Source organism: Pisciglobus halotolerans (assembly GCF_900113675.1).
Classification (GTDB): Bacteria; Bacillota; Bacilli; order Lactobacillales; family Carnobacteriaceae; genus Pisciglobus; species Pisciglobus halotolerans.
Window position 1 is genome coordinate 43,697 of sequence record NZ_FOQE01000011.1, and the last position, 21,293, is coordinate 64,989.

17 protein-coding genes and 1 other annotated feature are annotated in these 21,293 nt (G+C 38.1%); of the genes, 15 read left to right on the top strand and 2 right to left on the bottom strand.

Annotation, left to right across the window (positions count from 1 at the left end):
- Positions 1-44: 44 nt before the first annotated feature.
- From dnaJ to dtd, 10 genes are all read left to right on the top strand, one after another.
- Positions 45-1,196 carry a molecular chaperone DnaJ gene (gene dnaJ / locus BM057_RS05475; protein ID WP_092092021.1) on the top strand — a complete coding sequence of 384 codons (1,152 nt, stop codon included), beginning with the start codon at positions 45-47 and terminating at the stop codon, positions 1,194-1,196.
- A gap of 190 nt (positions 1,197-1,386) precedes the next feature.
- Positions 1,387-3,213 (top strand): translation elongation factor 4, encoded by a 1,827-nt coding sequence (gene lepA / locus BM057_RS05480; protein ID WP_425439020.1) that lies wholly within the window; start codon positions 1,387-1,389, stop codon positions 3,211-3,213.
- A 101-nt stretch (positions 3,214-3,314) separates the two neighbouring features.
- The gene (locus BM057_RS05485; RefSeq protein WP_092092023.1) at positions 3,315-4,616 is read left to right on the top strand and encodes a hemolysin family protein; all 1,302 of its coding nucleotides are present in this window, start codon (positions 3,315-3,317) and stop codon (positions 4,614-4,616) included.
- A gap of 236 nt (positions 4,617-4,852) precedes the next feature.
- Positions 4,853-5,464 (top strand): DNA-3-methyladenine glycosylase, encoded by a 612-nt coding sequence (locus tag BM057_RS05490; protein ID WP_092092025.1) that lies wholly within the window; start codon positions 4,853-4,855, stop codon positions 5,462-5,464.
- 34 nt (positions 5,465-5,498) lie between these two features.
- On the top strand, positions 5,499-5,990 hold the full coding sequence (locus tag BM057_RS05495; protein WP_092092027.1) for a DUF3013 family protein: 492 nt from the start codon (positions 5,499-5,501) through the stop codon (positions 5,988-5,990).
- Positions 5,991-6,011: 21 nt separating this feature from the next.
- Positions 6,012-6,956, top strand: coding sequence for a 50S ribosomal protein L11 methyltransferase (gene prmA, locus BM057_RS05500; protein WP_092092029.1), 945 nt, complete (start codon positions 6,012-6,014; stop codon positions 6,954-6,956).
- A 2-nt stretch (positions 6,957-6,958) separates the two neighbouring features.
- The gene (locus BM057_RS05505; RefSeq protein ID WP_092092031.1) at positions 6,959-7,717 is read left to right on the top strand and encodes a 16S rRNA (uracil(1498)-N(3))-methyltransferase; all 759 of its coding nucleotides are present in this window, start codon (positions 6,959-6,961) and stop codon (positions 7,715-7,717) included.
- Between the two features lie 74 nt (positions 7,718-7,791).
- Positions 7,792-8,439 (top strand): deoxyribose-phosphate aldolase, encoded by a 648-nt coding sequence (gene deoC, locus BM057_RS05510; RefSeq protein ID WP_092092033.1) that lies wholly within the window; start codon positions 7,792-7,794, stop codon positions 8,437-8,439.
- 399 nt (positions 8,440-8,838) lie between these two features.
- Positions 8,839-11,052 (top strand): RelA/SpoT family protein, encoded by a 2,214-nt coding sequence (locus tag BM057_RS05515; RefSeq protein WP_092092035.1) that lies wholly within the window; start codon positions 8,839-8,841, stop codon positions 11,050-11,052.
- Between the two features lie 251 nt (positions 11,053-11,303).
- Positions 11,304-11,750 (top strand): D-aminoacyl-tRNA deacylase, encoded by a 447-nt coding sequence (gene dtd, locus BM057_RS05520; RefSeq protein ID WP_092092037.1) that lies wholly within the window; start codon positions 11,304-11,306, stop codon positions 11,748-11,750.
- A 228-nt stretch (positions 11,751-11,978) separates the two neighbouring features.
- Here dtd and BM057_RS05525 read toward each other — a convergent pair whose 3' ends face one another.
- Entirely contained in the window at positions 11,979-13,304 is a 1,326-nt protein-coding gene (locus BM057_RS05525) for an N-acetylmuramoyl-L-alanine amidase family protein (protein WP_092092040.1), read from the bottom strand.
- A gap of 178 nt (positions 13,305-13,482) precedes the next feature.
- Positions 13,483-13,690 (top strand) — a binding site (T-box leader).
- A 95-nt stretch (positions 13,691-13,785) separates the two neighbouring features.
- On the opposite strand from BM057_RS05525, the gene hisS reads away from it, so the two are divergent.
- From hisS to BM057_RS05550, 5 genes are all read left to right on the top strand, one after another.
- The gene (gene hisS / locus BM057_RS05530; RefSeq protein ID WP_092092042.1) at positions 13,786-15,114 is read left to right on the top strand and encodes a histidine--tRNA ligase; all 1,329 of its coding nucleotides are present in this window, start codon (positions 13,786-13,788) and stop codon (positions 15,112-15,114) included.
- A gap of 25 nt (positions 15,115-15,139) precedes the next feature.
- A complete protein-coding gene (aspS, locus tag BM057_RS05535; RefSeq protein ID WP_092092044.1) occupies positions 15,140-16,915 on the top strand; it encodes an aspartate--tRNA ligase in 1,776 nt (591 codons plus the stop codon).
- Between the two features lie 760 nt (positions 16,916-17,675).
- Complete coding sequence (locus BM057_RS05540) at positions 17,676-18,590, top strand: deoxyribonuclease IV (protein WP_092092046.1); 915 nt, start codon at positions 17,676-17,678, stop codon at positions 18,588-18,590.
- A 62-nt stretch (positions 18,591-18,652) separates the two neighbouring features.
- Positions 18,653-19,234, top strand: a complete 582-nt coding sequence (locus tag BM057_RS05545; protein WP_092092048.1) for a LemA family protein — start codon at positions 18,653-18,655, stop codon at positions 19,232-19,234.
- A 25-nt stretch (positions 19,235-19,259) separates the two neighbouring features.
- Positions 19,260-20,063, top strand: coding sequence for a TPM domain-containing protein (locus BM057_RS05550; RefSeq protein WP_092092050.1), 804 nt, complete (start codon positions 19,260-19,262; stop codon positions 20,061-20,063).
- 237 nt (positions 20,064-20,300) lie between these two features.
- On the opposite strand, the gene BM057_RS05555 is transcribed toward BM057_RS05550, so the two are convergent.
- On the bottom strand, positions 20,301-21,113 hold the full coding sequence (locus BM057_RS05555; RefSeq protein WP_092092052.1) for a pyruvate, water dikinase regulatory protein: 813 nt from the start codon (positions 21,111-21,113) through the stop codon (positions 20,301-20,303).
- Positions 21,114-21,293 lie beyond the last annotated feature (180 nt).

A 21,293-nucleotide genomic window follows, 5' to 3' on the forward strand; every position in this document is an offset into this window, starting at 1 on the left:
TAGCAATAGTCATTTATGCAGACATTCAGCAGCTACGGAGGGAAATTATGGCAAAAAGAGATTACTATGAAGTTCTTGGTGTTTCTAAGAGCGCTACGGATGATGAGATAAAAAAAGCGTATCGTAAGCTATCTAAAAAATACCACCCTGATATCAATAAAGATCCTGATGCCGATGAAAAGTTTAAAGAGATTGCAGAAGCATATGAAGTGTTGAGCGATTCAAATAAACGTGCTGCTTATGACCAATATGGTCATGCCAGTACTGATCCTAACTTTGGCGCGGGTGGCGGATTTGGTGGTGGCTTCGGCGGAGGCGGCGGATTTGGTGGCTTCGATGATATCTTCGATTCTTTCTTTGGCGGAGGTGGACGCAGCAGTAATCCAAATGCTCCTCGCCAAGGGGACGATTTGCAATATTCATTAGATTTAGAGTTTGAAGAAGCTATTTTCGGGAAAGAAACCACTATTCGCTATAATCGCGAAGAAGAATGTGGCACCTGCCACGGTTCTGGCGCAAAACCAGGAACTGAGCCTGTTACTTGTTCTAAATGTCATGGTGCAGGATCAATCAATGTTGAAGTCAATACACCTTTAGGTCGCGTGATGACCAGAAAAACTTGTGATGTTTGTCATGGTACTGGAAAAGAAATCAAAGAAAAATGTCCAACTTGTCATGGGTCTGGTCATGTCAAAGATCGTCATTCAGTCAAAGTAACCGTTCCAGCCGGAGTAGAAGACGGCAATCAAATGCGCTTGAATGGTCAAGGTGAAGCTGGAATCAATGGCGGCCCTTATGGAGATCTTTATGTTGTATTCCGTGTGAAACCAAGTAAAACTTTTGAACGGAATGGCGCAGAAATTTATTATGAATTGCTTATCAATTTTGTTCAAGCAACATTGGGAGATGAAGTTCAAGTTCCGACCGTTCATGGAAATGTAAAACTTAAAATCCCTGCTGGAACTCAAACGGGTACTAACTTCCGCCTTAAAGGAAAGGGAGCACCAAGACTGCGTGGTGCTGGCAACGGAGATCAACATGTGAAAGTGAAATTGGAAACGCCAAAACAATTAAATCACAAACAAGCAGAGTTATTGAGACAATTTGCTAAAGAGAGCAACATATCTATCAAAGAACAAGGAGACGGTTCTTTCTTTAACAAAGTAAAAGATGTCTTTAAACAAGATAAAAAGTAAGAGAGAATGGAAATAAGGAGCTGAGAATGTTAGGATCTCAACTCCTTATTTTATTCGTGTGTTCATAAAAATAGTGTTTTCCAGCTAGACGAGAGTGCGAGAATATATAGGAGAATGATTGTTTTTATCACTTCAGGCTGTTATAATTCACTAGAATACGCAAGGATCATGAATAAAGGTAGGAATTTAAATGATAAATAAAGAAGAATTAATGGAGAAGCAAGCTAAAACGCGGAATTTTTCAATTATTGCGCATATTGATCATGGGAAATCAACATTAGCAGACCGCATTCTTCAAATGACACATACGATAGCAGACCGCGAAATGCAAGACCAATTATTAGATTCCATGGATTTAGAACGAGAACGCGGAATCACGATTAAACTGAACGCAGTAGAATTGCACTATACAGCAAAAGATGGCGAAACGTACACCTTTCATCTCATTGATACCCCGGGACATGTTGACTTTACGTATGAAGTCTCTAGAAGCTTGGCAGCATGTGAAGGTGCAATCTTGGTCGTTGATGCTGCTCAGGGAATCGAAGCTCAGACGATGGCGAATGTTTATCTTGCATTAGACAACGACTTAGAGATCCTGCCCGTAATCAATAAGATCGATTTGCCGGCTGCTGATCCCAAACGGGTCCAGAGTGAAATAGAAGATGTCATTGGTATCGATGCCAGTGAAGCTGTCTATGCCAGTGCTAAGTCAGGTATCGGTGTAGAAGAGATTTTAGAACAAATCGTTGAAAAAGTTCCTGCACCAACTGGTGACATTGAGCGTCCTTTGAAAGCGATGATTTTTGACTCCGCTTATGATGCTTATCGAGGTGTAGTACTAAATATTCGTGTCATGGACGGCATACTTAAACCGGGCGATACGATGCAACTAATGAGTAATGGCAAAACCTTTGAAGTATCTGAAGTGGGTGTCTTTTCACCTAAACCGATCAAGAAAGACTTTTTAATGGTTGGCGATGTTGGGTACGTTACGGCTAACATCAAGACAGTTCAAGACACACGTGTTGGAGACACGATCACTTTAGCGGATAATCCAGCCTCAGAGCCTTTAAAAGGTTACCGTAAGATGACGCCGATGGTTTTTTGTGGAATGTATCCAACTGATTCTTCACGTTTTGGAGACTTAAGAGAAGCACTAGAAAAACTTGAATTAAATGATGCAGCGTTACAATTTGAATCAGAAACATCGCAAGCTTTAGGCTTTGGCTTCCGCTGCGGCTTTTTAGGTATGCTGCATATGGATGTCGTCCAAGAAAGATTGGAAAGAGAATTCAACTTAGACTTGATCACCACAGCGCCTTCTGTTATTTACCATGTTCATTTAACAGATGGTAATGAAATTGAAGTCTCAAATCCAGCTGAAATGCCAGAACCAGAACTCATTTCTTCTATTGAAGAACCTTATGTTAAAGCTTCGATTATGGTGCCGAATGACTACGTAGGAGCAGTAATGGAAATCTGCCAAAGAAAGCGCGGAAACTTTTTAACTATGGAGTACTTAGACGATAATCGGGTGAATGTCATTTATGAAATTCCTTTATCTGAAATCGTTTTTGATTTCTTTGATAAGTTGAAGTCTAGTACAAAAGGTTATGCTTCATTGGATTATGAGATCATTGGCTATAGAGAAAGCAAATTGTCAAAAATGGATATTTTACTGAATGGCGAAAAAGTAGATGCATTGAGCTTTATTGTGCATAAAGATTTTGCTTATAACCGCGGGAAAGCTATCGTAGAACAATTAAAAACGACTATTCCTCGTCAAATGTTCGAAATTCCTGTTCAGGCAGCTATCGGACATAAAATCGTTGCTCGGTCTACAATCAAAGCTTTCAGAAAAGATGTCACTGCAAAACTGTACGGAGGAGATCCAACTAGACGTCAGAAACTGCTGAACAAACAAAAAGCAGGGAAGAAACGGATGAAGCAAGTTGGTTCTGTAGAAATCCCTCAAGAAGCCTTCATGTCCGTGCTTAACTTGGACGAAGACTAAAAGAAGACGTCGAGTTTTACTTTCTAAGTCATAGAACAAATGATAAAATAAAACACAAACTAAATAACAAAGTAAAATTGGATAAGGGGGAACACCAATAAATGGACGGTGACAGTATTAGGTTACTCATTGGGATCATTTTAACCGTTGCTGCCGTGCTTTGGATCACTGTTACAGAAAAGCTTCTGAAAAATGGATGGTCATCTAAAAGCGAGCAAGAGGAGAAAAAAGCGCAGAAAAAGCTATTTGAGAAACCGGAAGACCGCTTAGCGAGCCTTTCGTTTATCAAGATGTTAATGTTGATTGTTTTAGGGAGTCTTCAAACAATTTTTCTAGAACGTTTTGCAGAAGGTTTTTTGTTGTGGTTCTATTTAGTTATCTGCGCGATGGTTTATTGGCTGACAGCTGAAGGACTATTGAAAATGGTGGCTACAACAAATTATAATAAATGGTTTAGTCGATCAAGATGGTTGGTGAATTTACTTGTCATGATCTGCAAACCAATCAACCGCTTAAAAGAAAAAAGTTTACAAATCATGAACTTATCTTCAAGTGATATCGATCAGGATAACGAAATCTTGTCTTTACTAGACAGCATTAGAGTTGAAAGTGACTTATCAGATCAGGAATATCAGCTGATCCAGTCTGCAATCCACTTTAAAGATCTTGAAGCGAATGATATCTTGACCCCTCGTGTAGACGTGATTGCAGCAGAACTACAGGCTGATCATGATGAAATCGAAGACTTGTTTTATGAGCATGGCTATTCGCGTATATTGATCTATGATGATACGATCGATCATGTTGTTGGTGTTCTTCATCAAAAAGATTTTATTCAGTTTATGAAAAAGGCTTATCTTTACAATAAAAATATTTCACTGACTTCTATTTTAAAACCTACTGTAGTAGCCCCGCCAAATATGAAAATAGCGGTTCTGCTTAAAATGCTACAAGAAAAGAAAACACATATGGCTGTTATCACGGATGAATATGGCATTACTTCTGGGATCGTTACCCTTGAAGACATCGTGGAAGAGCTGGTAGGTGAGATATGGGACGAGCATGATGAAATCGAAGAGGAAATGATTGCTCTAGATAATCAAACTTACCGTGTGCTTGCTCATGCCAATATTGATAAAGTATTGCGTTTATTTGATATAGAAGATGAGTTTACCTCAAATACAGTAAGTGGTTTTGTGATCGAAGCTATGGGAAAAATGCCTGCTGAAGGAGATTCTTTCTTTTACCATCAGCTCAAAATAACAGTCTTGAAACTAGGCTTTCACAGAATCCATGAAGTTTTGATCGAGTGCACCGAAGAAGAACAAGAGGACGATCTTTTGATAGATGATTTTGTTCGTTCTTTTGAAATTGAAGCGAATGAAAAGGAAATTCTTTTTTAACCGAGTGGCAAAAGAGGCTATTTCTGAAGAAGCGTTTTTGTCTTCGTTATTTCTTTAGACGGTTAAAGTTTGTTGCAGGTCATATTTTTGATCAAAATGCTTTTGAATAAGTTAGAAATGATTCAAACTTCTAGAAACAGGTCCCATTCCTTGTTTTTAGAAGTTTTTTTCTGTTTATTTTGATAAAATATTGTATACTGGAAAAAGGAATACAGAATAGAATTGAGTGAATAAAGATGAACTTTTGGTTTGATACCAGTTTAACTACACAAGATGTCGCACAACAACTACTCGGTTGCTTACTGATCAAAGAAACGGAAGAAGGTTTGACTTCTGGCTTTATTGTTGAGACAGAAGCCTACTTAGGTGAAATAGATAAAGCAGCTCATAGCTACGGGCTGCGTAGAACACCGCGTTTAGTGCCAATGTATCAATCAGCTGGAACGATATATATCTACACGATGCACACGCATCATATGTTGAATATTATTACAAAAGAACCCGATAATCCTCAAGGAGTCTTAGTTCGTGCTATAGAACCTTTTCAAGGGATTTCATTAATGGAGGAAAGAAGAGGGCGTTTTGGAGTTGAACTGACAAACGGACCCGGCAAGTTGACTAAAGCAATGAATATCAACAAAGAAGACAACGGTACATCTATTGGCGCATCGCCTTTATATTTATCATCGAAAGAGCGAAAAATGCCTAAAAAAATCTTATCGACACCGAGGATCGGCATTCCTAATAAAGGAAAATGGACGGAGGAGCCGCTTCGCTATATTGTTGAAGGCAATCCCTATACTACGAAAGCAAAAAAGAAAGCAGTATCTAATTCTGGCTGGATATGATCCTTTCCTATAAAAACTGAAATGAGGGAATAACATGACGAAAGAAACGATCATTACGTATCTTGAAAACATTTTAGAAGAACAATTATTTGGCTTTGAATGGCATGTGAACTGGCAGCAGCGGCAGCATTTGATTGAAGTAGCGGTTGTTTTATATGCAGAAGCACATGGAGAACTTGTGACAAGTGATGTAGATGGGACAGTGAATGAACCTCATCTGATTCAATTTGAAGATAGTATTTGTTTTTATGATCCGCATAAATCAAAGATTTTACCAGATGATTACTTAAAGACGATTCCATTTGATTCAAAAGCAGGAATCGAAAAAGGATTATTAGATGCTGTTATCAAAGTACTGCGTATTACCGCACAAGAAGGACAGAGCAATCTTATTGAATTTGTTAAAGACCCAGCCATAGAAACGTTTGAACTGGTATGGAATGAAACAAATCTTGAAAACACGATCAATACATTGAAAAGTATCGATCGATATAATAAACAACGTGTACCTTATCCAAAATATTAGTACAACATAAGGAGTAAAAAAATGAAGTGGAATGAAGTGAGCGTCCATACAACGAATGAAGCTGTTGAAGCTGTTTCGAATATTTTAATTGAAATGGGATCAGGAGGAGTGGCCATTGAGAATATTCAAGACTTTCTCAACTTGCCAGATGATGGCTTTGGCGAAATCAAAGTCGTCAATGAAGCGGATGTAGAAAAAGGTGTGCGCGTAAAAGCCTATTATCCCGAAACACTCTTTTTAAATGAATTGCTGCCAGAGATCAAACATCGCATCAATGATCTGCAGTATGTCGGTTTGTCGATCGAGCCAAATGAAATCCAAGTGAACGAGGTTGAAGAAGAAAATTGGGCAACAGCTTGGAAAAAATATTATCATCCTCAACACATTACACGTTTCCTAACTGTAGCTCCTCAATGGGAAACGTATGAACCAATGATAGAAGGCGAAAAAGTGATTCGTCTTGACCCAGGGTTAGCATTTGGAACTGGAACACATCCAACAACTCGTTTATCCATGCAAGCATTAGAAACTTATATTCGAGAAAATGATACAATTTTAGATGTCGGTACAGGATCAGGAGTCCTTAGTATTGCCAGCAAAGCTTTGGGAGCTGGAGAAGTTTATGCTTTTGATTTAGACGAGGTGGCTGTTCGATCAGCAAAGGAAAACGTTAAGCTAAACGTTTACGCACAGGATGTCCATGTTGCTGCCAATGACTTGTTAAAAGGGATCTCGACAGAAGCAGATCTTATCGTAGCCAATATCCTTGCCGAAATTATTCTTCCGTTGATCCCTGATGCTTGGCGTTTAGTGAAAACGAATGGTTACTTTATTACTTCAGGAATTATCGAATCTAAAAAAGATCGTGTTCAACAAGCTTTGAACCAACAAGGCTTTGAAATTCTTCAAATTTTACAGATGAAAGATTGGTTTGCTATTGTGGCGCAAAAGCCGGAGGAGGACTAGCCGTGCAGCGTTATTTTCTTGACGAAACAGTAGCGGATTATCGTGAAAGTCCAATTCTGATGGCAGGTGAACAATATCATCATATGATACGAGTCATGCGGATGAAAGTAGGAGAAAAAGTATATCTTGTTTTCCCTAACCAAACATCCTTTGTTGCAGAAATCACTGAAATCGGTGAAGAACAGCTTTCGCTGAAATGGATAGAGGATGAACAAAAAGAAAAAGAACTGCCGCTTTCTGTAACGATTGCCAGTGGTCTGCCTAAAGGGGACAAGCTTGAATGGATCGTGCAAAAAGGGACTGAGTTAGGGGCTGCACGTTTTATTCCATTTGAAGGAGAGTTTTCTATTGCGAAATGGAATGGAAAAAAGTCTCTCAAAAAAATTGAACGATTAAATAAAATTGCACAAGAAGCTGCTGAACAATCTCATCGCGTATCTGTTCCGGAAGTCTGTTCGTTACACACATTTGACCAACTGCTTGAGGCTAGTAAGCACTATGATGCTTGCCTAGTCGCTTATGAAGAAAGTGCGAAGAACGGTGAAAAAGGAAACCTGCTGAGAACATTGAAAAAGTTGGAACCAGGAGATACTTTATTGGTTTTATTTGGCCCAGAAGGCGGTTTATCGAAGATTGAGATCGATCAACTTACTGAAAACGGCTTTTTGCCATGCGCTTTAGGTCCAAGGATATTGAGAACAGAAACAGCACCACTTTATGTTTTGTCTGCTATTTCCTATGAATTTGAATTAGATAGTTGAATACTGGTTTGTTTCCTAAAAAAGATACGTTATAATAAAAGCGAACAAAAAAAATGGGAAGAAGGTTAAAAAAAATGGAACAATTAAATAAAATGATCGATCACACTTTATTGAAAGCAGATGCAACGGAAGAACAAATAAAAGTTTTATGCGAACAAGCTGCAGCTCATCATTTTATGTCGGTTTGTATCAATCCAACATGGGTAAAAAAAGCAGCTGCTTATTTAAATCATTCAGATGTAAAAATTTGTACAGTAATTGGTTTTCCTTTAGGCGCATCTACTTCTGAAGTGAAAGCTTTTGAAGCTGCCGACGCTATCCGCGATGGAGCGGATGAGATAGATATGGTCATCAATATCGGTGCTGTGAAAGATCGTGATACAGAATTGATCGAACGTGATATTCATAGTGTCGTAAATGCAGCAAAAGGTAAAGCATTAACAAAAGTCATCATTGAGACAAGTCTTTTAACCGATGAAGAAAAAGTGCTTGCTTGTGAAGTTGCAAAAAAAGCTGGAGCAGATTTTGTTAAAACATCTACCGGTTTTTCTACTGGCGGTGCTACCGTTGAAGATATCAAATTGATGCGCAGTGCTGTTGGACCAGAGATGGGTGTAAAGGCAAGCGGCGGTGTACGGACACGTCAAGATGCAATAGATATGATCCAAGCAGGAGCAACTCGGTTAGGTACCTCAAACGGCGTTGCCTTACTAGAAAAATAATTGATTTTCGATTCACTATAACGTTTATAGCAGAACTTTTTTATGTTGGTGGGATAAGCTGGTGCAAAATGCTTGCCCTGCGACTATCTTCACTCATTTAAAAAAAGTAAAAAAATAGAAAACATTGCCAACATAAGAGCAAAAAAAGTTTTTCAGCAATTAACGGACAAGATTTTCTTGCTTAAACAAGTTGAACAATCTGTTGCAAAAAGGTATAATAAACGTTAACCATTTTCCTTTAAAAGAGGATGAACAAACGAATACGATACAGCCTAAATACTTTCAATTAAGCATGGCTAATGAGAAGGTCTGGAACAAGTTCCCCAGACCCTTTTTCTCATTCTTGCCTTATATCACATTTAATGATCAATGACTATTCTAAGAAAAGAAGGTGGCAAAATGCCCAAAAATAAAAACTATACGGCGCAGGAGGTTATCGCTCTTTGTCTGACGTATATGAATAGTAATCATGTGGCTTTTGTCAAGAAAGCAAGTGACTTTGCTGCTAAAGCGCATGAAGGGCAATTCCGAAAATCAGGGGAGCCCTATATTATTCATCCCATTCAAGTTGCGGGCATTCTTGCTGAATTAAAAATGGATCCTGTGACTGTTGCAACGGGATTTTTGCATGATGTTGTTGAAGATACGCCTTATACATTTGAAGATATTGCAGAAGAATTTACGCAAGAAGTTGCTGAACTTGTTGACGGGGTTACAAAATTAGGGAAGATCCAATTCAAGTCTCATGAAGAACAGCAAGCAGAGAATCACCGCAAAATGCTTTTGGCGATGGCTAATGACTTGCGTGTTATCATGGTCAAGTTGGCAGATCGATTGCACAACTTGCGGACCTTAAAGTTCCATAGACCAGATAAACAACGTAGGATCGCAAATGAAACACTAGAGATATATGCGCCTTTAGCCGATCGTTTAGGGATCAGCAGAATCAAATGGGAGCTTGAAGATACTTCTTTGCGTTATTTAAACCCACAACAGTATTATCGTATTGTCCATTTGATGAATTCCAAGCGCGAACAACGAGAAGCGTATATTTTAAAAGCCATCGATGAAATCCAAGATTCTGTTGATGAATTGAACGTCAAAGCAGAAATTACAGGCAGACCTAAACATATCTATTCTGTTTATCGCAAAATGAAAGACCAAAAGAAACAGTTTAATGAGATTTACGATCTGCTTGCTATCAGAGTGATCGTGGATTCTATTAGAGATTGTTATGCTGTACTTGGAGCGATCCATACCAAATGGAAACCGATGCCTGGCCGTTTCAAAGACTATATTGCCATGCCAAAAGCTAACATGTATCAGTCCTTGCATACAACTGTTATAGGTCCTAAAGGAAGTCCGCTTGAAGTTCAAATCAGAACAAAAGAGATGCACCAAGTAGCAGAATATGGGGTAGCGGCACATTGGGCTTATAAAGAAGGCATTACGAAAAAAGTTGAAGATGGCAATATGGGAAACAAGTTATCTTGGTTTAAAGACATTATTGAATTACAAGATGAATCCAGTAATGCTAGTGACTTTATGGAAAGCGTAAAAGAAGATATCTTTAGAGATAAAGTATATGTTTTTACACCAAAAGGAGATGTAAGTGAACTGCCTTCTGGATCAGGACCTCTAGATTTTGCTTACCATATTCATACAGAAATCGGCAATAAGACCGTTGGTGCCAAAATAAATGGCAAAATCGTTCCTTTGAGTTATAAGCTAAAAACGGGCGACATTATTGAAATTTTAACCTCAACAAATTCATATGGTCCAAGTAAAGATTGGTTGAATTTCGTTTCGACCAGTAAGGCACGCAATAAGATCAAACGTTTTTTTAAACTTCAAGATAGAGAAAAGAATATTGAAAAAGGACGTTCAATGGTCGAAAAGCAGCTCCAAGAAATGCAATTTTTACCAAAAGAATTTTTAACAAAAAGCAGTATCAAACAACTTTTGGAAAGATTTAATTTTAGTGATGAAGATGATCTCTTTGCAGCTGTCGGATATGGTGAACTAACTGCTTTAGTCGTGGCGAATCGTTTGACAGAGAAAGAACGGCGTGAACGTAAAAACGAAGAAAAACAAAAAGAAATCGAACAAATTGAATTAAAAGCTAAAAAATCTGAACCTGAAAAAATGAAAATCAAACATGAAGGCGGAATCGTTATTCAGGGGATAGATAATTTATTGATTCGCTTAAGTCGTTGTTGTAATCCAGTCCCAGGAGATGAAATCGTGGGATATATTACGAAGGGGCGAGGTGTTTCCATTCATCGAAAAGATTGTCCCAACGTCACAGAAACAGCAGCTGACAATAATCGCTTGATCGAAGTGGAATGGGAAGATACGACGCTTGAAGGACAAGAATATGATGCTGAACTTCAAGTGGAAGGCTTTAACCGTTCTGGTTTGCTGAATGAGATCTTGCAAGTTGTTAATGCCCATTCTAAAAATTTGAATAATGTAAATGGAAAAGTCGACAACAACAAAATGGTTGTGATCACATTGACGATCGGCATTCAAAATCTTCATCAATTAGAAAAAATGGCAGATAAAATAAAATCGATTCCTGACGTTTATTCCGTACGGCGCATCACTTCATAACCGAAAAAGCAAGAAAGACAAAAAACAAATCAAATGGACAATCAACAGCTTTGCATTGTCATCAGATCCGATGTTGTTGCAAATCAAAAATGTGGATCAACAAAAGGATACTTTTAAAATCGGATGATTTATATTTTGCGCATGAAGAACAGCCTTTTTGTCGAAAACAGCCAACTCAGTGCTTTTTGGTCTGCTTTCTATAAAAAGGCTGTTTTTAAGTTAAAATATTTAGAAGAAAGGGAGATAAATGAGTGAAAATCGTCATACAAAGAACTAAAGATGCTAAGGTAACAGTAGAAGGGAAAACAGTAGGACACATCTCTCATGGTTTTGTTTTGCTCGTAGGGATCTCAACTGAAGATACTCAAGAAGATGTAGATTACTTAGTAAAAAAAATCAGCAAATTACGTATTTTTGAAGATCAAGCTGGAAAAATGAATCTATCCATTAAAGAAACAGAAGGAGAGATCCTATCTATTTCACAGTTCACCCTTTTAGCAGATACAAAGAAAGGAAATCGTCCAAGTTTCACCCAAGCTGCTAGACCGGAACAATCTATTCCTCTTTACGAATCTTTCAACCAAGGATTACGTCAAGAAGGATTAAAAGTAGAAACAGGTATTTTCGGTGCAGATATGCAAGTAACCCTTACCAACGACGGTCCAGTAACGATCGTTATAGACAGTAAAAACAAATAAATATCATTCCTAAGCTACTATATCAGAAGCAAAAATTAACCATTAGATGTGATGGGCGATGTCGGAAAAAAAATAATAGATACAAGAGCTCCATCCTCACATGTCTTTCAAATATTAGAAGAGGAAGAATCTATCTTTTTAAATCAAAAACAGGAAAGAACTCAAGTTTCAAAGTTCTTTCCTGCTTTTTTGATGATTTTTATTTTTTGGTAAAATTGATTTTCAAGATTAAGGTGTAAAGTACTGGTTCAAAGCCTGATAAACACTTTCAACTACATGAGAGCGATAATTCTTGCTGTTGACTACTTGGCTGTCCGTGTCATTATTCAAATAACCAAGTTCTAATAAGATCGCTGGTCGAGAATTTTCACGCAGTACGAAGTAATTGCCTTTTCGAACCCCATTATTAGACAATGGTACGTTTTGTTTTAAGTAGCGATTAACGGTTTTAGCCAATTCAGTGTCTTTTTCATGGTAGTAATAAGAAGTCGTTCCGCTGATTTCATTTCTTTTCTCTGTAGAATCGTAGTGAAGACTAATAAAGACATCAGCTTTTGCTTGATGGGCTTTATACACGCGGTCATTCAAAGAAATAAAGGTATCATCTGAACGGGTTAGAATGACATTTGAACCTGCCGATCTCAAACGATCAGCTAGCGCTCGCGCTGTTTTCAACGTAGCTTCTTTTTCGTAGAAATTAGGAGCTGAAGCACCAGGGTCTTTTCCACCATGACCAGCGTCAATCACGATCGTAGCTTCTGAGAGAGAATTGACCCTAGCAGTCGGTGCAGCTTTCTTGTTTGCTGAAAGGTCTACTACCCAGTTGGCAACATAACCTTTAGAACCATTGGATAATTTGATTTTATACCAATCACCTTCTGTACCTAGATAGGAGAAGCTCTCGCCTTTATCAGCTTTTTGTATAACTTCACCTTCTAAAGAAGGTTTTTGACGAATATTCGTACCAGACGACCGGATCGTGATAGTCTGAATAGGTGCTGCTGCGTTTTTTTCAGTTGCTACAGTAGTTGCAGCTTTTTCTTTTTTCCCTTGCGCTGTTACTTTGATATAGTCTGAACTGACCCAAGCGACTTGATTTAGGTACTGTACTTGAGTCCAACCGCCTTGTTGAAATAGAACAGTTAGTTGGGTACCTTTTTCAACAGAACCAATAATAGATGAGGATGTGCTGTTTTCGCTGCGCACGTTAACTTTCTTTCCTGTAATCGTTCCAATTTGATTAGTAGCTGCACTGATCTCAGTGTTATCTACTAGCCAACTCGCGATCCATCCAACATGGTCTCCGCTGATACGGACTTTATACCACTCATTTTCTTCTTCCAGTACATTCAATTGTTCTCCTTCAACAACTTGAGACATGATTGAATAGGAGAGTCCAGGACCTGTTCGAACGTTTACAGCACGTGCATTCACTTTGACTGTATTGGAATTGGCCAACGCAACTGTGGCATACGCAGTCAATGCTATAAACAAGAAGAGAATGATAAATAATATTCTTTTTTTTGGCCGTTTAAAGCGCAAAGTTTTCTCCATTAACCGATCACTACTTTCTCATTACCCGATATATGTAATAAATAAAATACTATAAGATATTATAACAATGGAATAGAACGTAAAGCAAACAAAATTAAGAAAAATTTGAAAAGGGTTTCCTTTTTTCCTTTGCTTGACAATTGTTTGACTTTCTTGTACCCTTGAACTAATTTAAAAGAAGTACCCTGTGAAAGAAAGAGTAGGTATGTTTCCGTATAGAAGAGAAAATTTCCTTGGCTGAAAGAAATTTTACGTTGATTCATATTGAATGACATTCTGGAGGGTCAGTAATGAAAAGTTACTGCGTATCGAGCGTTAATCGTTAAGGAAAGTGAGAACTTTCAAAACAAGGTGGTACCACGTGTAGAAATCTACTCGTCCTTATTCTTTTGCAAGAATAAGGACGCTTTTTTTATTTCTGACGCATATCATCTTTCCTTATAGAAACAGCTATTAAAAGTAAAACAGAGGAGAGTTAAAAATGGCATTTCAAAGACCAAAAGGCACTGCTGATATTTTACCGATTGACTCTGCTAAATGGCAATATGTAGAAGAAATTGCACGTGTTGTCTTTAGCGATTATCAATTCAAAGAAATTCGTACACCAATATTTGAAAATTATGATTTATTTTCACGCAGCGTAGGAGAAACAAGCGATATTGTTTCGAAAGAAATGTATGACTTTTATGATAAAGGCGAACGTCATATGGCGCTGCGCCCTGAAGGCACAGCTCCTATCGTTCGTGCATATGTAGAAAATAAATTATATGGGCCAGAGCATACAAAACCGTTTAAAGTATTTTATGCAGAGCCGATGTTTCGGTATGAGCGTCCGCAAGGCGGGAGAATGCGCGAATTTCATCAAATCGGTGTTGAAGTTTTTGGCAGCTCTAATCCTGCTACTGATGTAGAAACGATGGCATTAGCAATGGATTTCTTTAATGAATTAGGGTTGTCCAATTTGACACTTGTGATCAATTCTCTAGGGGATACTCAAAGTCGTAATGCTTACCGTGAAGCTTTGATTTCTTACCTAGAACCTCAAGTTGAGGCCTTAAGTGAAGATTCTCAAACACGTTTGTATAAAAATCCCTTGCGTGTATTGGACAGTAAAGATAAAAAAGACCAAGCGATCATCAAAGATGCGCCTTCTATTTTGGATTATTTATCTGAAAGTTCACGCAAACATTTTGAAACAGTAAAAGAGATGCTGGATGCTTTACACATTTCTTACACAATAGACAGCAATATGGTAAGAGGATTAGATTACTACAATGATACCATATTTGAAATCATGACAGAGGAAAAAGCTTTTGGTTCGATCACCACCATTTGTGCTGGAGGACGTTACAACGGTTTGGTCGAAGAAGTTGGAGGTCCTGAAACACCTGCATTTGGTTTTGGGTTAGGAGTAGAACGTTTATTATTGACCTTGGAAGCACAGCAAATTGAGTTTCCTGAAGAAGATACGTTGGATGTTTATGTAGTTGGGATCGGTGAAGAAACCAATCTTGAAACCTTAAAAATTGTTCAAGCGATCCGTTCATCTGGTCTTTCTGCTGAACGTGACTATTTGAACCGCAAGCCAAAAGCGCAATTTAAGACCGCTGCAAAATTAAAGGCAAAAGTTGTGCTAACGCTCGGTGAAGAAGAACTGAAAAATAAAGAGATCAATTTCAAAGTAATGAAAACAGGAAAAGAATCAAAAGTTTCTTTACAGGATCTTTATGAAGATGATTTTGAACGTATTTTTAATTTAAAAATCTCGGATATGACTGCATTCAATGAGTTCTTCAAAAAAGATGAATAAAAAGAAAAAGGAAGGTTGAAGACAAATGGCCAAAAGAACAAGTTATTGTGGACAAGTTTCTAAAGCTTTATTAGGGCAAGAAGTAGTATTAAAAGGATGGGTACAAAAAAGAAGAGATTTAGGAGACTTGATTTTTATCGATCTACGTGATCGTGAAGGAATCGTTCAAGTTGTTTTCAATCCAGTTTTCTCAAAAGAAGCACTTGAAACGGCAGAAAATATCCGCAATGAATATGTGATCGAAGTACGCGGAAAAGTTGTTGAACGTAGCGAAGGCATGGCCAATAAAAAAATTGCCACAGGTGAATTAGAAATTGAAGTATCTGAGGTGACCGTGCTGAATAAAGCCAAAACACCTCCTTTCTATATTGAAGATGACCTGAATGTTGCCGATGATCTTCGTTTGAAGTACCGTTATTTGGATTTAAGACGTCCAGAAATGACGAAAAACATTTTATTGCGTCATCAAATCACAAAATCAGTTCGCCAATATTTAGACCAGCAAGATTTTATTGATATTGAAACACCTTATTTAACAAAATCAACTCCGGAAGGCGCTCGTGACTATTTGGTTCCTTCTCGTGTTCATCCAGGACATTTTTATGCTTTACCACAGTCACCTCAATTATTTAAACAGCTATTGATGGGAGCGGGATTTGATCGCTATTATCAAATCGTACGCTGCTTTAGAGATGAAGACTTACGTGGAGACCGGCAACCAGAATTTTCACAAATTGATATTGAAACGAGCTTCCTAGAACCAAAAGACATCCAAGACTTTACTGAAGAAATGTTGGCTAACGTATTGAAAGATACAAAAGGCATTGAGTTAAAAAAACCATTTCCTCGTATGACTTATGCAGAAGCTATGAACCGCTATGGCAGCGATAAACCAGATATTCGTTTTGCTATGGAACTGGTCAATGTCAATGAATGCGTGAAAGAGGCAGGTTTTAAGGTTTTTACAAGTACAATTGAAAATGGTGGCATGGTTAAAGCCATCAACGCAAAAGGAGCAGCTACACATTACAGCCGTAAAGACATCGATGCTTTAGGAGAGTTCGTGGGGATCTATGGTGCAAAAGGACTAGCTTGGATGAAAGTCGAAGAAGATGGATTGAAAGGTCCAATAGCTAAGTTCTTTAAAGAAGGTGCAGAAAATCTCATAAAGGCAATGAATGCTGAAGCTGGAGACTTATTGCTTTTTGTAGCTGATCAAGAAAAAGTTGTCCATGAATCTTTAGGTGCCTTACGTGTGAAATTAGGAAAGGAACTGGATTTGATCGATCCTTCTGTTTTCGCATTCTTATGGATTGTAGATTGGCCAATCGTTGAATATGATGAAGATGAAAAAAGATATACAGCTATGCATCATCCATTCACGATGCCAAGGGAAGAGGACCTTGCATTACTAGAGAACGCACCTGAAAAAGTGTTAGCTCAAGCTTATGATATTGTATTGAATGGTTATGAACTTGGCGGCGGCTCTATGCGGATTCACCAGCGCGAGATTCAAGAAAAAATGTTTGAAGTGTTAGGATTCACAAAAGAATCTGCAGAAGAACAATTTGGTTTTCTGCTAAATGCTCTAGAATATGGCTTCCCACCTCATGGCGGCATCGCAATTGGCTTAGACCGTTTTGTTATGCTGTTGGCTGGCGAGGATAATATCCGTGAAGTTATTGCATTTCCTAAAAATGGAAGAGCAATCGACCCGATGGCTGAAGCGCCTAGTGTGGTTAGCCAAAAACAATTGGAAGAATTATCTATTCGTACAACTGAAATTGAAGAAGATGAATAACCTTCTATTAGATTTATTTGCAGTCGACTATGGTTTCAATATAGTCGACTGTATTTTTATTCAGTTCTTCCTCTTCTAACATTGGTAAAGAAATCTCCTCCGATCGATAGGACTACTGAAAGTTCGATAAATAATGCTTGTTGAACAAAGAAAAAATGTACTACTCTCAATGTTTTCAGCTACTTTATTTGGTAGTACCTTCAAGCTTTTAGAGCGATTTGTACAAAAACCTTGCAGTTTTGAAGTGATGCAGTCCTAACGTGATAGGAACCAAGCAAGACTGAGAATGAATTAGCCTTTGTTGCATTCGAAACGAATGCTTACAAAGGCTTTAAGGTCAAGCTTGAGGAGACTACAGGCTCCTCAAGTTTGTCTGGTTCCCTTCACGTCTCAGGACTGAAAAAGCGAAAATAACTGCAAGGTCTATTATTTAGCAGCTATTAAATAGGATTCTAACGGATTTAGCATTAAAAAAATGATCTTTTAATGACCAACGTTAAATATTGTAGGACCTTTTATTCCAATACCAATCTTTTGGCTAATGGCTTAAAAATAAGTGCCTTGATGTGCAGAATGTTTCATTTGAAATGAAATTTAACAGAAACTTACAAAAAGGAGATGCTGATCAATAAAGGTAAGGGCTGCAACCGTTTTTTGAACGGTATTGAAGCCTGGAAGAAGATGAAAGTGATTGTTCTTTGGAACAAATTTCGCTACAATAAACACGAGAAGATAGTTTATACAAGATAGGAGATATCATATGGTTTTAATTGGCTCACATGTTTCTATGAAAGGAAAAAAGATGTTGCTGGGGGCGGCTGAAGAAGCAGCAAGCTATGGTTCAACAACATTTATGATTTATACAGGTGCACCTCAAAATACGCGCCGAAAACCAGTAGAAGAAATGAATATTCCCGCTGGAGAAGCATTTATGAAAGAAAACGGCTTATCTAATATTGTCGTTCATGCACCCTATATCATCAATTTAGGAAATACGATCAAGACAGAAAATTTCGGCTTTGCCATTGAGTTTTTGAGAGAGGAGATTCTACGTGCAGAAGCATTAGGCGCCAGACAAATCACGCTCCATCCAGGGGCACACGTTGGAGCTGGGGCAGATGCAGGGATTGCTCAAATCATTAAAGGGTTGAACGAAGTGCTGCATAAAGATCAAAAGGCACAACTTGCTTTAGAAACAATGGCAGGGAAAGGAACAGAAGTTGGACGTTCCTTTGATGAATTGGCAAAAATCATTGATGGTGTGACCCTAAATGAAAAATTGTCGATCACACTTGATACTTGCCACACCAATGATGCTGGTTATGCTGTCAGAGAAGACTTTGATGGTGTACTAAACGAATTTGACCACATTATCGGGTTAGATCGCTTGAAAGTCGTTCATGTCAATGACTCGAAAAATCCAATGGGCAGCCACAAAGACCGACATGCCAACATTGGATTTGGAACAATCGGTTTTGAAACGTTAAACCGAATCGTTCATCATCCTCAATTGGTTGATAAGCCAAAGATTTTAGAAACGCCTTATATCGGAACAGATAAGAAAAGCAAAAAAGCACCATATGGATATGAAATCAATATGTTTAAAGAACAATCTTTTGATGCTGAATTAATCAATAAAGTCGAAAGTCAATTGAATGCGAATGCTGCACACTAATCACATAGGCAGAAATGCATGATTGGAATGGCGGATAGACAAATAGAAAGGAAGAAAAGATGATGAAAAAAGGTACAAAAATATTAATTGGCGTCGTTGCGGCCGTCTTGATTTTAGCTGCTCCATTAATCAGTTTTTATAACTCACTCGTAACAGAGCGCAGCAATGTAGAAACGCAATGGGCACAAGTCGAAAACCAGCTGCAACGTCGAAATGATTTGATTCCTAACTTGGTGAATGCTGTAAAAGGAGCTATGAGTCAAGAACAGGAAGTTTTTGGAGATATTGCTGATGCACGTGCTAAGTTGAATCAAGCGAATGGGTTGGAAGAAGAAGTGGATGCAAACAATGATATGAGTTCAGCCCTTTCTCGTTTGTTAGTCGTTGTAGAGAATTATCCTGATCTTAAATCAAATAGCAATGTAACCGCACTGATGGATGAATTGTCAGGCACCGAGAACCGTATTTCTCAAGAAAGAAGACGATTCAATGAAACAGTACAACAATACAACAATAAAGTTAAACGTTTCCCAGGTTCACTGGTAGCAGGACTGTTCGGTTACGATCCAGTTCCTTATTTTGAAGCTGTAGAAGGTGCAGACCAAGCGCCTGTTGTTGACTTTGGCAATGATGAAACAGACTAATAGATGCAAATGAGGAGGAAAAGAGATGAAAAAGTTAAGTAAACATCAGCTTTCTTTCGCTTTTATCAGTTTTTTTCTGCTCTTTGTTTCTCCTTTTTTTGAGATAACTGCATCAGCAAATGACAAAAATTTACCCAGTCCCTCTACAGAATTTTATGTTTATGATGAACCAAATATTCTTTCAAGCGAGACAAAGAAACTCATTAGGGATATCAACTTGAATTATGAAGAGACAGCAGAAAAACCGCAGATTGTTGTGGCTGTTGTACAGAGCTTAAACGGCTACACAGTTGAAGATTACACTGCTGACTTATTCAAAAAATGGCAGATTGGGAATCAGGAATATGATAACGGCGTACTCATTTTACTAGCAGTTGAAGAACGCCAGATTCGTTTCGAGGTCGGTTATGGACTTGAAGGAGCTTTAACAGATAGTGGAACAGGAGCTATATTGGATCATCAGATCGATTTGCTTAGAAATGATCAGTTTGACGAAGCGTTAGCGAATATTTTTAAAGAAACAGCTGTAAAGGTGAATCAAGAGTATCAGTATGACGACGATCAGATTTTTTCAGGCCACGAAATACCAGCTGTCAGTGAAGATAATGGCAACGATATTCCAGACATTTTTGTGATCATCATGGTGATTCTTATCTTTACCTTTTTTGGCGGCGGTGGTCGTGGTGGTCGCGGCGGAAGAAGATTCTATGGTGGACCTTTCTATGGCGGATTCCCTGGCGGCGGCTCGGGTGGATCAGGCGGCTTTGGCGGTGGAAGTTTCGGCGGCGGCGGAAGCTCTGGCGGCGGCGGTTCTAGTAGAGGATTTTAAAAATGAAACAACTGAGCTGAATCACTTTGATGAATGAGATGAAAAAACTAGTTCTACAACATTTAACGTTGGTCTGTAAAATATCAATTTTTTTAATACTAAACTCGTTAGAATCCTATTTCTAGAAATTTCAGTAGCCCATCGACCGGAGGAAATTTCTTTACCAACGTTAAAAGAAGAAGAACCAAAAAACTGAGATACCTAGAATATCTCAGTTTTTTTTCATCTTTTTTGGTTTCATTTTAAGTTTAATGTATTGACAATGATAGCTGCAGTTTCTTCAATTGATTTTTTAGAAACATTGATAACTAAGCAACCCAGCTTTTCATATAAATCATTTGAAAATGCTAATTCTTCTTCAATGCGTCCAATATTAGAATAAGGGGTTTCTGGGCTCATGCCATATTGAATCATTCTTTCACGACGAATTTCATTGATTAATTGCACGTCATTTGTCAGACCAACGATTTTTTTAGGGTCGACTTGCCAAAGTTGTTCAGGAATGTGTGATTCAGGAATGATGGGCAAGTTGGCGACTTTATAGTTTTGATTCGCTAGAAACATACTCAGCGGTGTTTTAGAAGTACGAGAAATCCCTAAAATAACGATGTCTGCCTCTAAAAAGCCTCGAGGATCAAGTCCATCGTCATACTTAACTGCAAACTCGATTGCTTCGATCCGGTCAAAATATTTTTGGTCAAGCTGGTGCTGAGCTCCAGGCTTTTGAAGATGCTCTGAAGACGTTCTTTGCTCGACTTCACAGATAATAGGATGGAGAGGATCGAGACAAAAAATATTTTGCTCTTGGCAAAAAGCTTGAGCAACTTCTTGCAGTTCAGATGTGACCAAAGTATGAACGACGATAGCATCATCATTTGCTGCGTGTTTTAAGATCTTTAAAAGCTTATTTTTGTCTCTTACAAAAGGATAAGCGGATAATTGAAATTCCACCTCTGGAAATTGAGCCATGGTTGCACGGCCAATCGTGCTAGCTGTTCCACCTACTGAATCAGAAATAATATACAAATGGACTTTTTGTTTTTCACTCATATTTTAAACTCCTCTTAAAAAATGCTTTTCATCAATAGTATACTGTTTTTTTCCTTGATCACCAACTTAAAATCTAAAAGAAAACCGTTAGTGTAAAATTATTGTTGGAAAACACAAAAAAAGGAACAGCTCCTTATGTTATGATGATGTTAACCCAAACCCACCAAGAAGGAGCTGTCC

Excerpts from the sequence above, each read along its gene's own strand:
- lepA (WP_425439020.1), top strand. The coding sequence starts at position 1,387 with ATGATAAATAAAGAAGAATTAATGGAGAAGCAAGCTAAAACGCGGAAT.
- BM057_RS05485 (WP_092092023.1), top strand. The coding sequence starts at position 3,315 with ATGGACGGTGACAGTATTAGGTTACTCATTGGGATCATTTTAACCGTT.
- BM057_RS05490 (WP_092092025.1), top strand. The coding sequence starts at position 4,853 with ATGAACTTTTGGTTTGATACCAGTTTAACTACACAAGATGTCGCACAA.
- BM057_RS05495 (WP_092092027.1), top strand. The coding sequence starts at position 5,499 with ATGACGAAAGAAACGATCATTACGTATCTTGAAAACATTTTAGAAGAA.
- prmA (WP_092092029.1), top strand. The coding sequence starts at position 6,012 with ATGAAGTGGAATGAAGTGAGCGTCCATACAACGAATGAAGCTGTTGAA.
- deoC (WP_092092033.1), top strand. The coding sequence starts at position 7,792 with ATGGAACAATTAAATAAAATGATCGATCACACTTTATTGAAAGCAGAT.
- BM057_RS05515 (WP_092092035.1), top strand. The coding sequence starts at position 8,839 with ATGCCCAAAAATAAAAACTATACGGCGCAGGAGGTTATCGCTCTTTGT.
- BM057_RS05525 (WP_092092040.1), bottom strand. The coding sequence starts at position 13,304 with ATGGAGAAAACTTTGCGCTTTAAACGGCCAAAAAAAAGAATATTATTT.
- hisS (WP_092092042.1), top strand. The coding sequence starts at position 13,786 with ATGGCATTTCAAAGACCAAAAGGCACTGCTGATATTTTACCGATTGAC.
- aspS (WP_092092044.1), top strand. The coding sequence starts at position 15,140 with ATGGCCAAAAGAACAAGTTATTGTGGACAAGTTTCTAAAGCTTTATTA.
- BM057_RS05540 (WP_092092046.1), top strand. The coding sequence starts at position 17,676 with ATGGTTTTAATTGGCTCACATGTTTCTATGAAAGGAAAAAAGATGTTG.
- BM057_RS05545 (WP_092092048.1), top strand. The coding sequence starts at position 18,653 with ATGAAAAAAGGTACAAAAATATTAATTGGCGTCGTTGCGGCCGTCTTG.
- BM057_RS05550 (WP_092092050.1), top strand. The coding sequence starts at position 19,260 with ATGAAAAAGTTAAGTAAACATCAGCTTTCTTTCGCTTTTATCAGTTTT.
- BM057_RS05555 (WP_092092052.1), bottom strand. The coding sequence starts at position 21,113 with ATGAGTGAAAAACAAAAAGTCCATTTGTATATTATTTCTGATTCAGTA.